Below are 14,214 nucleotides of genomic sequence, written 5' to 3'. Positions count from 1 at the left end.
CTTACATTTCGCCCTCATGGGCCGAGAGTCGCGAGTCGTTTCCGCGCTGCTTGTCGCGGCGGTGCTGAGCAGCGCTGCCTGTGTAGACAAGGAACAGTCGCAGAAGCTGATGAAGGGCTTCGAGGCGGGGCCTCAGCATCCCGACGAAGCTCCAAAGATGCTCAACAAGGAGCTCCCCTTTCACTATCCCCAGGCGCTGTTCGCGAAGAAGGTGCAGGGGAACGTCACGCTGAAGCTGTTCATCGATCGAAATGGGCACGTGCATCCCGACTCGACGCAAGTTGTGGAGTCGAGCGGCTACGCCTCATTCGACTCGGCCGCGATTCGTGGTTCGCAGGAGTTGCAGTTCGTTCCGGCGAAAACGAAAGGCGAGCCGCAGCCGGTCACGATTCTGTTCCCGGTGTATTTCCGATTCCCCGGAGCACCTCCGCTGCCCGGAGACACGATCTTGAAAAAAGGACCGAGGGGATGAGCGAGCGCAATCGCACCCCTTACCACTCCGTCCTCGAGACCATCGGATGGACGCCGTTGATTCGGCTCAATCGAGTCACGCGCGGCATCCGCACCCCCGTTTACGCCAAGGCCGAGTTCTTCAATCCGGGCGGATCGGTGAAGGACCGGATCGGAATGCCGATCATCGAGCGCGCGGAGCGCGAAGGACAATTGCGACCCGGCGGAACGATCGTCGAGGGAACGAGCGGCAATACGGGCATCGGACTCGCTATCGCGGCGACGTTGAAGGGATATCGCTGCATCTTCACGATGCCCGACAAGATGTCGCAGGAGAAAGTGCGCCTCCTCAAGGCATTCGGGGCGGAAGTGATCGTCACTCCGACCGCGGTTCCGCCGGATCATCCCGACAACTATGTGATGATGGCGAAGCGGATCGCGCACGAGACGCCTAACGCGATTCTCGCGAACCAGTTCTACAACGACGCGAACTCCGACGCGCATTACGCGACGACCGGGCCCGAGATCTGGGAGCAGACCGAAGGACGTGTCACGCACTTCGTGTGCGCCGCGGGAACCGGCGGCACCATCACCGGCGTCGCGCACTATCTCAAGGAGCGCAATCCGAAGATTCAGATCATCTCCGGCGACCCGGTGGGATCCATCCTCGCCGAGATGTGGAGGACGAAGGGGCAGAGCAAGCCCGAGGGGACGCCGTACAAGGTCGAAGGGATCGGGCAGGACAAGATTCCCGGGACGCTGGACATGTCGGTCATCGATGATTTCATGACGGTGACCGACAAGGAATCGTTCGGCATGGCGCGCCGCCTGACGAGAGAGGAGGCACTGTTCGTCGGAGGCTCGTCGGGGCTCATCGTGCACGTCGCGCTGCACGTGGCGCGTCGCATCGACGATCCCGAAGCGTGCGTCGTGACGATCCTGCCCGACACCGGCGAGCGCTATCTCTCGAAGCTGTACAACGACGAATGGATGCGAGAGAACCAACTGCTCGACGCGGATCGCACGACGCTCGCAAGCGTACTGAGCTCTAAGCCACCCACGAATCAGCCCGTAGTGAGTGCTGCTCCCGGCACGACCGTGCGTCAAGCATTGCGTCTCATGTCACTGCACGATGTGTCTCAGCTTCCGATCATGGAGGCGGGCAATTGCGTGGGATCGGTGAGCGACTCGTCGTTGTCGGCAAAGAGCCTCGACGACACGAAGCTCCTCGATTCGACGGTCGGTGCAGTGATGGACCCACCGTTCCCAATGGTGGATGGTCAGCAGCCGGTAGACGCGATCGCAAAGCTGCTCTCGAAATCCAACCCCGCCGTACTCGTAAGGTCGAATGGAACGGTGACGGGGATCGTGACGCGATCCGACATGCTGAGCTATCTAATGGCGAGGGGCTAGGGGATAGGGGCTAGGGGCTAGAAGCCTTGTCCAACTCCGAATGTCCCTAGCCGCTAGTCCCGAACCCCTAGGCCCTCCTGTAGCCCCTTTCCCCCTTGAAGATCTCGGTTTTGATGGGCGGCACGTCCGCCGAGCGGGATGTCTCGCTCGCGTCGGGACTGCGCATAACGGAAGCGCTGCGGACGCGCGGTCACGAGGTGACGGCGATCGATACCGCGCGCGGGCCGCTCGCTCGCGAAGACGAAAAGGCACTGCTGGCTCGGCCGGTCGTGCAGCCAACGCCACCTTCCCAATCCGAACTGCAGCGGATGGCGCGCGAAACGCTACCGCAGATGCAACGGGTACTTCCGTCGCTGCGACAGGCCGACATTGTTTTTCTCGGCCTCCATGGCGGCGCCGGCGAGGACGGAACGATTCAGGCGCTCCTCGACCTCGCCGGCATCCCATACACGGGCAGTGGGCACCTCGCGAGCGCGCTCGCGATGGACAAGGATCTGTCGAAGCACCTCTTCGCGCGGAGCGACGTGACGACGGCCGAATGGTTCATGGCGACGCGCGGCTCGGCGGACGAGAAGGACGTCGCGGGCAAGCGATTTCGCAAGGAAGTGCTGGCGTCGCTCGGGCTGCCCGTGGTGGTGAAACCGTCGAAGCAAGGTTCGACGGTGGGACTCAGCGTCGTGAAGAAAGCGAAGGATCTCGCGTCCGCGATCGGCGAGGCGTTTCAGTTCGACGACGAAGTCATGATCGAGCGCTTTATCGCCGGCAGGGAGCTCACGGTCGGAATCTTGGGTGACGAGGCTCTCCCGGCTGGCGAAATCATCCCGAAGCACGAGATTTACGACTACGAATGCAAGTACCAGGCGGGGATGGCCGTCGAGGAATTTCCAGCGAAGATTACTGCGTCGCAGACGGCGGCCGTTCAGGAGCTGGCGCGTCGCGCATTTCGCGCATTGAAGTTGCGCGGTTATGCGCGCATCGATTTTCGCATGAGTACTGAAGGACGTGGCCGAGCAAAGTTCTACTGTCTCGAGGCGAACACACTACCGGGGATGACGCAGACCAGTCTGATTCCGCAGGCCGCGGCCGCGGCGGGAATCACGTTCCCAGAGCTCTGCGAACGGATCGTGCGCATCGCACTCGATGCGCGTGGTACAGGAGGATAGACGCGATGGCGCAAGTGGCAGGTCCGACCGCGGCACTCGCTGGCGTCCCGGCGGGGTTGCAGGCGCAGGGTGTGTGGTCGGGCCGCCGTCAGATCTTCGTGCGCTTCGCCGCCGAAGCGGAGACGGCGACGATGTACACGGCGGAAGCGCTCGCGAACGAGCTTCGGCGCAGCGCGAGTCGGTCGGCGTATCACTCGGTTTCGATCTCTGGGCGCGATCCGCTGTCGAACGTCGACTACGTGTGCGCCGCGTTCGCGAAACCACCGGTAGATCTTCCGATCATGCTCGACACCGACGGTCAGCGACCGGAAGCCATTGCGGCGCTCAAGAAGTTCGTCGGGCTCACCCAGGTGACGCTCGAGGGCAATGCGCTCGACTCGATGACAGAGCGAGGACTCCGCACGTTGCACGCGGCAGCGGAAGCGGGAATGCAGCACGCGCTCGTGCTGTGCTCGAGCGATCAGACGAGTGACGCTCAACTCTTACGGATCGTCGAGCAAGCGCGTGGAGTAAGTGGTGCGACGCAGATCGTGATTCACCCGCCGCCGGGCGTGCCGGTCGATCGCGATCGTCGATGGATGACGCTGCTCGAGCGCGCCGCTGCTCTGCACAACGACGTCCGCTTTGCGTTGAAGCTCCCACCACCAACCGGCATGAGGTGACGCGCGAACGCGCGTCGTGGGTTGATCCTTCGCTTCGCTCGAGGAAAGGCCCTCTGCGCGCGATCTGTGCGTATAACAGAGACGTCGAATGAGGCGCCGGTGGCGTGACGGAACTCACCTCGCCGCGACGTGTTTTAGCGTTAATTTCCGAGGGGCGGCGACGACAGCGAACGAGAGCGCCGCGGTGTATAAGGGCTGAGCGCGCGAGCCGACTCAGCCAGTGACGGCAGCTTCATGACCTACCCGGCCACGACCAACGAGCAAGACTATCCGCGGATGACCTCCGCCGTGCAGGCGCTGATCGCGATCAACGTCGCGATCTTCTTTCTGCAGCTGACAATCGTTCGCCCGGATGTCATGGAGAGCGCGCTCGGCTTCAGCTTTGCCGCGGCGCCCACCCGCTGGTGGACCGTCGTCTCCTACATGTTCGTGCACGGCGATTTCTGGCACGTGTTTCTGAACATGTACACGCTGTTCATCTTCGGTCCGCGACTCGAGCACCACTGGGGAACGAAGCGATTCGTCTTCTTTTATTTCATGTGCGGACTCGGCGCGCTGATCTTTTACACACTGTTCTTCCGCGACAGTGGCTTTCTCTTGTTCGGTGCGTCGGGAGCGATCTTCGGAGTGATGGGCGCCTACGCGCTGCAGTGGCCAAAGCAGGAAGTGTATCTGTTCTGGGTGCTGCCGATGCGCGTGATGACGCTCGTGCTGCTGCTCGTCGCATTCAATCTCGCGATGGGGCTGTTCAGTCTGGCGGGTAGTGGGACGAACATCGCCTACTTCGCTCATCTCGGCGGCTTCATCGTCGCGTGGCTGTACATGCGCACGCCGCCAGCCGTCAGCATCGAGCAGCTTCGTCAACGCATCTCCCAGGTGCCGGACACGGACGATCCGCCGCGCGCGATTCCGCGTGCGCTGCCACGCTCGCGCGAGCGCGTCGAAGAGGTGGATGAGATCGTGGCGAAAAGCAAAGCACTCGCCGCGAAGCGTCCGGCTGCCGTGGCGCCTGCGCGAAAGCACGCGCCCCGCGATCTCAAGGCCGACGACGTGAATCGCGTCCTCGACAAGATCTCGGCGGAAGGGCTGGATAGCCTGACGAGCGAGGAGCGCAGCATCCTGGAAGAGATGTCGCGGAGACTGAGGAAGAGGGACTAGGGCAGGGGCTAGAGAGAATTCGGGCTCTTCGCGGAATCTCGGGACGAGCCGCGTCGAGGGCGAGCTCCAGAAGCGAGACGTGAGTAGTGAGCTCCGTCTTTTTCGATGTGGCACTCAGGGCTCTCACCCACCATCGGCGAGCCCAGCTCCGAGCTTCGAGAAGGCAGCAACGAGCTGCGAGATTGAGCTCGAGCCGCGAGCGATCTCGCATCTGAAGCTCGATCTCGAAACCCGTCGGTGGCGTCTGTTGATGGGGTGGTGAGAGAGAAGATCTCTCGCCACCCCTTGGCATTTTCTGCGGCCTTAGCCCCTTATCCCCTAATCTCTAGCCCCTCTAAAGAAAGTGCCCCCCGGCTATGCCGGGGGGCGGGTGCCGCCACGCCGTTCACGCGGCGGCGATGGCCGGCGCAGAGTGCACCGGACCATTGGCAATATGGGAAGCGTGCATGCGGCGGGCCAGCCCCAAAAACGCGACGCCTCGCACCTTTTGGTTGGACTTTAGGGCAATCGTTCCGAAGTGAATCGGGCGGTGGGTAGAGGGCAGAGGGTAGAGGGCGGAGGGCAGAGAGTAGAGCGTGGCAACCCTCGACCCGTCTACTCTCGCACTCTCTATTTTCTATTCGCTATTCTCTCTTCTCCACTCGCGACGCTCTGCCCTCCGCCCTCTGCCCTCTACCCGGCATGCCCAAGCCAGAACTGCTCGAGACCTTTGAGAATCCATACTCCGATCGGGACTACTCGATCAGCATGGAGTGTCCGGAGTTCACATCCCTCTGTCCAGTCGGCGGCGCCGAGAGCGACGCGGCCGAGCTGCGCGTACTCGCTGGTGGCGCGCCGGACTTCGGGACGATAGTCATCGACTACGTCCCGGACCGGCTGTGTCTCGAGCTGAAAAGTCTCAAGCTCTATCTGTGGAGCTACCGGAACGACGGGATCTTCTACGAGCGGGCGGTGAACCGAATCCTCGACGATCTCGCCGCCGCGTGCCAACCACGATGGATGGAGGTGACGGGTGACTTCAACATTCGCGGCGGGATCAAGTCGGTCATCACGGCACAAGTCGAGGCGCACGCGTCGGGCGCGAGTCGCGGGACCCGGGGGACACGTCAGACGCGGAAGTAGCGTCGGGCTGATCGCGGCGCTCGCGATATGGTGCGTCGGGTGCGCGAGCTCGCCGGCCGCCACCACGACGACGAGCACTCGTCAGGCAGCGCCTGCGAGCCTGGCCACGCCTCCCGCGCTCGACGCCATCAAGGAAGCCGACCTTCGGCGCGACATTTTCTTTCTCGCGAGTGACGCGATGCGCGGGCGCGAGGCGGGCACGCTCGACGAGCTCCGGGCGTCGATGTGGGTGGCGAAAGCAGCACGTGAAGCGGGACTCGAGCCGGCCGGCGAGGACGGAACGTATTTCCAGTTCTGGCCGATGCGTCGTACGCGGCTCTCGAGCGAGAGCGAGATCACGATCGGGAATCGACGTCTCACGTTGTGGCGTGATGTTCTCGTGAGCGCCCCAGTGACAGTAATGTTGGACATACCTCTCGTATTCGCGGGCGAGGGCGCGAACGATATCGACGTGCGCGGCAAGGCCGCGGTCGCGGAGATACACGCCCCGACCAACGCGCCGGCAGCCAACGTGAGTCTCCGCGCGTACCGTTATGCAGGCCTTGCCGTTCGCCAGCAATCGCAGGCGCTGATCGAGCGGGGCGCCAGTGCGGTGATCATGGTCTCCGACTCCATCGCCGATGACGACATGGCGTTCGGCTTCGGCGGCGCGGCGCTGGCGCGCGGTCGCTATGGCCTCGACACCGCGGGCGCCGGGATGCGCGCTCCCGCCGTGCCTAACGTGCCCGTGCTCTGGGTACGACGCAACATGCTCGACGCGCTGCGGGCGCCGAACCAACGACTCCAGGTGAAGCTCTTCGCCGAGACCTTCTCGTATCCGTCGGTGAACATCGTCGCCAAGGTGCCCGGCACCGATCCGGCGCGGCGCAACGAGTACGTGCTGTTCAGCGGACACCAGGACCACGACGGCGTGCGCTATCCGATCGACGGGGACTCGATCTGGAATGGCGCCGACGACAACGCGTCGGTGAGCGTCGCTCTGCTGGCAATCGGTCGCGCGTGGTCGAAGCATCCAGCGCCGCGCTCGGCGCTGTTCGTGTGGCATGGCGCGGAGGAGCGTGGACTCCTCGGCTCGTACTGGCACGCGCTGCATCCCGTAGTCCCACTCGAGAACATCGTCGCGGTGCTCAATGGCGACATGATCGGCCGGAACAATCCGGACAGCGCCGCGTTGTTAGGCGCTCAGCCGCCGCATCGGAATTCGACGGCGCTGGCGCGAATGGCGCTCGACGCCAACGACCACGTGACGCACTTAGTGATCGACAGCAGCTGGGACCGGCCGTCGCACAGGGAAGGCTGGTACTATCGCAGCGATCATCTTCCTTATGCGTGCATGCACGTGCCGGCGCTTTTTTTCAGCACGCTCTTGCATCCGGATTACCATACTCCGCGAGACGAGCCGCAGCGGATCGACATTGCGAAGCTCGCGCGGATGACGCGATGGATGTACGCGACGGGTTGGGAGGTCGCGAATGCTCCGCAGCGGCCGGCGCTGGATCCGGGATTTCAGCTGGAGCGGCGGTGTGCCATAAGCCCGCGAGAGTAGAGGGCTGTGGGCAGAGGGTAGAGAGCAGAGGGTAGAGAGCAGAGGGTAGAGAGCAGAGGGTAGAGAGCAGAGGGTAGAGAGCAGAGGGTAGAGAGCTTCGCCTCGCTCAGGATGACAAGCGCCCTCTACCCTCTACCCACAACCCTCCGCCCACAGCCCACAGCCCATCAAAAGTCGTAGCGGAATGTCAGCGCCATTTGATAGCCAAGGTTGCTCGCGAAGGCGAACGGACCGTTGTTCTTGACGCTGCTGTTGAAGGTGTACACGGGCATCGATGTGTTGAGTGGTCCCGGCGTCCGCGCGGTCGCAGCGAGGACCGTCTGCTGCGGGTTCGCCGTGATCGTCGCGCCGTACAGCTTGCCCCACTGGCGATCGCGGCCGTCGACGTGGTTGAGCACGAGGCCTAACGCGTTCGCGAAGTTCACGACGTCGAGCTCCACGGTCATGGCCTGACCGCGGATTTGCGGCAGCGACTGGCGCAGCGAGAGGTCGAGGCGATTCTGCCATGGCGTCGTGCAGCTTCCGCGCTTCATGATCGTACCGCGCTGATCGTTCAAGCACTTCTGGCTGCTGATGAAATCGTTGAACGCCTTGGCATCGGCGACGTTCTGCGTGAAGACACCGCCCGTCTGCGTTCCGATCTTGAACTCGTTCGGATCGGTTGCGTCCTTCGGGATGTAGAGAGGATCGTTATTGGTGCCATCGCCATTGAGATCGCCATTGCTACCGGCGATGTAGTCGATCGGTACGCCCGACATGCCCTCATAGAACAGCGTCACGTCGGTGCCGCCGAGCTTCTTCCACCAGGGCAGCGTCCAGGTGCCATAAGCCAGGAGGCGATGACGGCGCTCGAACTGCGACGTCGACAGATTCTGATCGCTCTCCGCACCAGAGTACTCGCGGCCGAAGCGCCAGTTGGAGATCGCGCGATCGGATGTGAGGCTCTGGATGTCGTACGACCGGTTGTACGTGTACGCGAATGTCAGGTCGAGGCCCTTGGCAAAAGTTTTACGGAGCTGACCCGTGAGCGAGTAGTTGTAGTCCTTCGACTGGTTGGTGACCTCGATGGCGTCTTCGCTGAAGTTGACGTTGTTGTAGCTGGTCACCGCACGCTGGTTGTTGTCCGTCACTACGCCCGTCGCGCTAATCGTGTCGGCGTAGAGCACGCGACCGTTACGATCCGTGTAGACCTGGCCGTTCACGAGGCGCGGATGGAGCAGGTTGAGGTCGCGGATGAAGACACCGTTCACTGCGTGACGATAGAGTGCCTCGAACGTTCCAACGAGACCGTACGGGAGCGCGCGATCCGTACCTAACGATGCGACGAGACTCTGTGGATACTTGAAGTTCGGATCGGTGAGGTTGATGCCTGCCGTACCCGCCGAGCCCGCGCCAGGCGTCGGCTGGCCAAGGCACGACTTGGGAAGCTGACTTTCGTTGACCGTGAATGCGGGGACGTTCCCTGCGGCGGTCGTGCACGACAGTGTGACGAGGCCGAGTCCAGTATTCTGGTACGCGTTGGCGACGAGAATGAACGGCGGCGGACCGGTGAAGATGCCGACGTTGCCGCGGAGCTGATTCCGCTGATCGCCGGTCACGTCCCAGTTGAAGCCGACGCGCGGCGACCAGAGAACCTGCGTCTTCGGCGTCCACGACGTGTTGATCGTCACGCCCTTCGCCGCGAACGCCTGGTCGAGCTGCGTATTGTCGGGTGGCTTGTCGAGGAAGGTCGGGATGTCGGCGCGAAGGCCGGCAGTGATCGTCAGGTTCGGCGAGACGGCCCACTGATCCTGGCCGTACAGGCTCTTCATGTCGGTGTTGAATGTCGCCGGGATGTCGGCGGGATTGCCGCTGTTTGCGTAGGCGACGCGATACCCACTCGGCTGCAGGTTGTTGAGCGCCGCGATCGTCGGGAACACCCACACGCCGCCCGCGGCCTGGGCGAAGTTGTTGTAGACCTTGAGGTGCTCGTAGCGTCCGCCGACGGTGAACGTATGCGTGCCTAACGGGATGCTGACGTTGTCCTGGAGCTCGATGATGTCCTGGTTGGCCTGGTTGCCGACCGAGAACTGCTCCGTGCCGAAGGTGATGGCAGCCGTAGGCGTCTGCGTGCTCGATCCAATGGGCACCACACCGACGCTCATCTCCGGTGTGATCGCGCCCGGCACGACGCGCTTGTCGCGGATCTGATTGAAGCCGGCGATGAACTCGTTCGCCAATCCGCTGGCAAAATTCGAGTAGAGCTGCGCGACGGTCGAGTTGTTCGTGTTGACGCCGTTGAACTCATTCGATCCGAGTCGGAACCCGGTATTCTGAACATTGGGGCTGTTATTGAACGTCGCCGAGTTGCGCGAGAAAGCGAGGTTCTCGGTGCGGTTGATGAGCTGACGGATGACGAGACGGTGGGTGTCGTTGATCTCGAAATCCACGCGGCCGAAGAGATTCGTGAGTGGATTCGCAACATTCACGGCTCCGGCAGTTCCCGGATTGATGCCCATCTTGCTGCTGATGATGCTTTGCACGGCGGCGATCGAGTCCGGCGAGATGTTCAGCGAGCTGCCGGTGGTGCCGGCGCCGCCGCCGACGAAGGGACCCGATGCGGGCGTCGTGCGCTGCTGCCACTCGGGGGCGATGAAAAACTGGAGACGGTCTTTGATGATCGGACCACCCAGCTGGAAGCCGTACTGCTTGATGTCGAGAGAGGTCGTGCGGAAGGGAACACCGCTCAGATCCTGGGTGCGGAAGTTGTAAATCGCACCGCCGTGCCACTCGTTCGTGCCGCTCTTGGTGACGGCGTTGACGAGCATGCCGGTGAAGTTCGCTTGTCGGACATCGGTCGGTGATAGCAAAACGCGAAACTCCTTTACCGCCTCTTGTGAAATAATGCGGCCGCCGCCCGCGCCGCCGGGAAGACCGCCGGAGGAGTTCAGGCTGAAGCGATCGTTCTGGTTCGCGCCGTCGATCGTGAAGTTGTTGTAGCGGTTGTACTGGCCGCCCGCGGTTGGACCGCCCGTCGCGGGCACGCTAACCTGCGGCGTGAGCTTGACGAGATCCGTGATGTTGCGGTTGAGCTGCGGCATGCGGCGGATGAGCGAATCCGTAACTTCGGTGGAAACGCCCTGGTGCGCGGGACTGAACGTCGACGCCTGCGCGCTGCCGCTCACCGTAACGGCGCTCAGCGTGACCGCCGACTGCGAGAGCTGGAGGTCGATACGCGTCGTCGAGGAGAGCGAGACGGTGACGCCGTTGCGTTCCGATGGCTGGTAGCCGATGCGCTTGACGCTGACGGTGTATGGTCCGCCGACCTCGAGCCCTTGCACGTAGTAGTAGCCGTTCGCGCGGCTCATTGCGCCACTGCGATACCCGGTCGAACGGTTGGTGATCTGTACCTGCGCGCTCTCGATCGGCTTTCCAGTGGCGTCGGTGACGGTGCCGGAGATGGCACCCGTGGTGACACCCTGGGCGGAGAGACGCGTGGGCGAGAGAAACATCGCGAGCGACAGCATCGTCGCCGCGCCCAGCATCCAACGTGGACTCTTCATAACACTTGATCCTGGCTGAGGATTGAGCTTGACACGCCTAACGATTTCGAGCGAGGACGGTCTATTGCGATGCGTGCGCCTGGCAAAGCTCCAGCAGATTCCCAAGGACGCAATCCGCCCAGCGTGCAAGGGCGGTAACGGGTCCGTCACGATCCTCCATGAACGGCAGTACGGAAGGGCGCGCGGCCGGCAACGAGGCCGGCGGCGGCGATGGGTAATGTAGAAAGCCGCCACGGTTCTGGCGAGGAGGAAACCCCGCCTAAACCCTGCTTTTCAACTCACTCGTCGGGCGCCCGGGTCACGCCTGGCGAGGACTACACCGTCCCCGGCGGAGCGGCTACATTAGGTACGCCGATATGGTCAGGTGCCGCACCGGGCTCTCAGACGAGTCGGCTTCAGCGGCCAGGTAGCTCAGTTGGTAGAGCAGCGGACTGAAAATCCGCGTGTCGGCGGTTCGATCCCGTCCCTGGCCATAGGTTGAGTATCAACGAGTTACGAAACGCTAACGACTACCGGCTGGGGCTCACCCAGCCGCCGCACGCGCCCGGCCAACCCTGGTCACAGGCCAGCGCCGTCAGTTTCGCGGGGTCCCGCTCGCGCAGCGGCGGTTTCGTCCCGCTCAACACGATAGGCAGATCGCGGAGCGCCGGCGGACCGCTCGCCAGCGAGACGACTTCGTCGGCTGCCCTCGTTAGGTTGTCGCAGCCCCCGCGGAAGCCCAGGTCGCAGGCGCGATGAAAGTCGGGCGAGCCGGAGTTTCCCAGCCGACGCTCGAGAATGCCCGCCTCGTTGCACGCCCAGCCCGATCCCTTCCTGCACAGGACGACGGTTAGCGTGGCGGCGTAGGTGCACGCGCGCGCACTTCCATTGTCACATGCCCGATGCCAGAACGGGAGATACTGACCGGGATGGTTGTCTCCGACACCCTTCACGGCCAAGAGGCCAACAAAGGTGGCCGCCCACACTGCGGTGACCGCGATATTGGCGCGCCTCGGCGTGAAGGACTGCAGCAGACGTTCCGGGGCGAAGCGCTCCAGCCAGCGGGAGCGGGCGACGAGATCGATGCGTCGCACCATGAGATTCAGAACGGGGATCGGGAGCAGCTTGTCATAGAATGACGGCGCGTGCAGGCGATCGAGCACCACGAAAAGCACCATCGTGCCTAGCGCATAGAGGGCGCCGAAGGCAACACGTCCAAGATCGGACCGCGGCGACGTCGACGGATCCGTGACGAGCAGCGTCATGCCGATGAATACGGCCGGGGGAATGTAGGAGTCGTAGAAGAAGTACGTCCCCGTCGCGGCAAAGTACACGAGGCCGACGAGGTACATCGTCAGCGCGGCGGCCAACGTCACGCGCGCGACGCCGAACAGGATCTGCACCGTGAGCGCGAGAAGGAAAATCGCGAGAAAGATGTGTGGCGTATCGAAGATCGTGTTGGCGATGAAGTTGCCGAAGGTGACGTCGGTCGTGCCGGTCGCGAGGAGCACGAGCGAGAACACCGCGAGCGGGAAGGACGACGGATTGAAGATGTGCGCCGTTCGTCCGTCTTTGGTCCAGCGGATGAACTCTTTCGCTGTGAATCCCAACGCGATGAGAACGAACTGCCAGTAAAACCACTCGGGCTTGAAGAGCAGGAAGAGATTGATGCTGAAGATGACGGGAAATGGCCCAAAGCCGAGCGGATATACCTCGCGCCGTGACCAGGTGAGCAGGCTGTCGAAAGCAAATGCAAAGACGAGCTGGACGAGGATGAAGGGAAGAAACGCAAAAACGAGCGGCGTGTGGGAAGCCCAATACAGAATCAGCGCAAACTGCGTGAGTCCCTGAACCCAATGCTGCTTGCGCGGAGCGTACTCGAGAACGAGGGCTCTGTTCGCGCGCGTCGATACGACGAATAGCGCGAGACACCAGAGGAGGAGCAGCGCAGCGACAGCCACGAAGGTTCGCTGGAGAGTGGCGTCGCGAGGGACGAGCGCGAGGGCGCCGATCACGAGAGCGAGCGACGCTGGCAGCGCGAGGACCTTCCGTGACGCGCGAGCCTTGGCGTGCGTGCCGGGCGTCATCGCGGTCGCGTCCTTCACATCCGGCCGCCGTTTCTCACGTTCATGTACAGACTTCGACGACGCCATCGATCAATTTCTCGTAGGGTTCGAGGCAAACTGGCGGGCGGCACAAGCTGCGGCAATGGCTGCCAGTCGCCGCCGCGGTTGACGACTCTGCCTTTCGAGTGCTTCTTCTTGAGCGAATACTGGTCGACCATCCTCTCAACCCGATGGGTAATCCGATGAGAAGACGGACCTTCGTGCAAGCGCTCGGCGCGGCGGCGGTTGGTGTGGTCGCCCTGCCGCGACGCGCGCTCGCCGCCAAGCAGCTCAATCGCATTGGCCTCGAGCTCTACTCCGTGCGCAAGGCAATGCGCGCGGACCCGGACCGCACCATGGCCGCGGTGCGCGCGATCGGGTACAACGACGTCGAGCTGCTCTGGTCGTTCAACAACTTCGGCCGCACGCCGGAGCAGGTGCGCACGATCCTCAAGCAAGAGGGACTGCGCGCGCCGTCGGCGCACATCGATCCGCGGATCATGGAGACCGACTGGCCGAAGAGCCTCGAGAACGCGAAGCTGATCGGCATGGAGTATCTCATCGTGCCGAGCAATCCCGAGTCGGTGAAGACGCTGGACGACTGGAAGCAGTTTGCCGATCGGATGAACACCGCCGGCGCGGCAGCGCGCAAGGCCGACCTGTGGGTGGCCTTTCATAACGAGCCGGACCACATGAAGCCGATCGACGGACAGATTCCGTACGACGTCTGCATCGCGCGGCTCGATCCGTCGGTCGTTAGGCTCCAGCTCGACGTCGGCAACATGATCATCGGCGGCGGCGACCCGATGCAGTACTTGCAGAAGCACAAGGAGCGCTACTGGAGCTTCCATCTCAAGGACGTCGTGCCGGACAAGACGAAGGACACGGAGCTCGGGACGGGGATCGTGAACTTCAAGCAGCTGCTCGCGGCGGTTCCGAATCTCGACCGGAAGCCGGCGTACGTCGAGCAGGAAGGCCCGACCGACGAGCTCGCGAGCGTGAAGGTCGATTATGAGTACTTGCACACGCTGCGGTTCTGAGCACGGAATATCATCCTGAGCTTTGCTCAGGATG

Annotated in this window: 10 protein-coding genes and 1 tRNA gene; 9 read left to right on the top strand and 2 right to left on the bottom strand. The window is 63.0% G+C overall.

Annotated elements, in window-relative coordinates:
* Positions 1–16: 16 nt before the first annotated feature.
* From VGH98_02135 to VGH98_02105, 7 genes are all read left to right on the top strand, one after another.
* Positions 17–472, top strand: a complete 456-nt coding sequence (locus VGH98_02135; GenBank protein ID HEY2374749.1) for an energy transducer TonB — start codon at positions 17–19, stop codon at positions 470–472.
* Positions 469–1,863 carry a cystathionine beta-synthase gene (locus tag VGH98_02130; GenBank protein HEY2374748.1) on the top strand — a complete coding sequence of 465 codons (1,395 nt, stop codon included), beginning with the start codon at positions 469–471 and terminating at the stop codon, positions 1,861–1,863. The genes VGH98_02135 and VGH98_02130 overlap by 4 nt, the downstream gene beginning before the upstream one ends.
* Positions 1,864–1,958: 95 nt before the next feature.
* Positions 1,959–3,026, top strand: coding sequence for a D-alanine--D-alanine ligase (locus tag VGH98_02125; GenBank protein HEY2374747.1), 1,068 nt, complete (start codon positions 1,959–1,961; stop codon positions 3,024–3,026).
* 5 nt (positions 3,027–3,031) lie between these two features.
* The gene (locus VGH98_02120; protein HEY2374746.1) at positions 3,032–3,688 is read left to right on the top strand and encodes a hypothetical protein; all 657 of its coding nucleotides are present in this window, start codon (positions 3,032–3,034) and stop codon (positions 3,686–3,688) included.
* Between the two features lie 234 nt (positions 3,689–3,922).
* A complete protein-coding gene (locus VGH98_02115) occupies positions 3,923–4,846 on the top strand; it encodes a rhomboid family intramembrane serine protease (protein HEY2374745.1) in 924 nt (307 codons plus the stop codon).
* A 681-nt stretch (positions 4,847–5,527) separates the two neighbouring features.
* Positions 5,528–5,968: a preQ(1) synthase gene (queF, locus tag VGH98_02110; protein HEY2374744.1), complete on the top strand. Its 441-nt coding sequence runs from the start codon at positions 5,528–5,530 to the stop codon at positions 5,966–5,968.
* 178 nt (positions 5,969–6,146) lie between these two features.
* The gene (locus VGH98_02105) at positions 6,147–7,514 is read left to right on the top strand and encodes a M28 family peptidase (protein ID HEY2374743.1); all 1,368 of its coding nucleotides are present in this window, start codon (positions 6,147–6,149) and stop codon (positions 7,512–7,514) included.
* Between the two features lie 167 nt (positions 7,515–7,681).
* Here VGH98_02105 and VGH98_02100 read toward each other — a convergent pair whose 3' ends face one another.
* On the bottom strand, positions 7,682–11,056 hold the full coding sequence (locus VGH98_02100) for a TonB-dependent receptor (protein ID HEY2374742.1): 3,375 nt from the start codon (positions 11,054–11,056) through the stop codon (positions 7,682–7,684).
* A 400-nt stretch (positions 11,057–11,456) separates the two neighbouring features.
* Here VGH98_02100 and VGH98_02095 point away from each other — a divergent pair.
* A tRNA-Phe gene (locus VGH98_02095) sits at positions 11,457–11,529 on the top strand.
* 36 nt (positions 11,530–11,565) lie between these two features.
* Here VGH98_02095 and VGH98_02090 read toward each other — a convergent pair.
* On the bottom strand, positions 11,566–13,188 hold the full coding sequence (locus VGH98_02090) for a hypothetical protein (protein ID HEY2374741.1): 1,623 nt from the start codon (positions 13,186–13,188) through the stop codon (positions 11,566–11,568).
* Between the two features lie 155 nt (positions 13,189–13,343).
* Between VGH98_02090 and VGH98_02085 the strand changes: the two genes are divergently transcribed.
* Positions 13,344–14,180 carry a sugar phosphate isomerase/epimerase gene (locus VGH98_02085; GenBank protein ID HEY2374740.1) on the top strand — a complete coding sequence of 279 codons (837 nt, stop codon included), beginning with the start codon at positions 13,344–13,346 and terminating at the stop codon, positions 14,178–14,180.
* Positions 14,181–14,214 lie beyond the last annotated feature (34 nt).

The organism is Gemmatimonadaceae bacterium (genome assembly GCA_036496605.1).
GTDB lineage: Bacteria > Gemmatimonadota > Gemmatimonadetes > Gemmatimonadales > Gemmatimonadaceae > AG2.
This window is presented reverse-complemented; position numbering and strand designations above follow the sequence as displayed.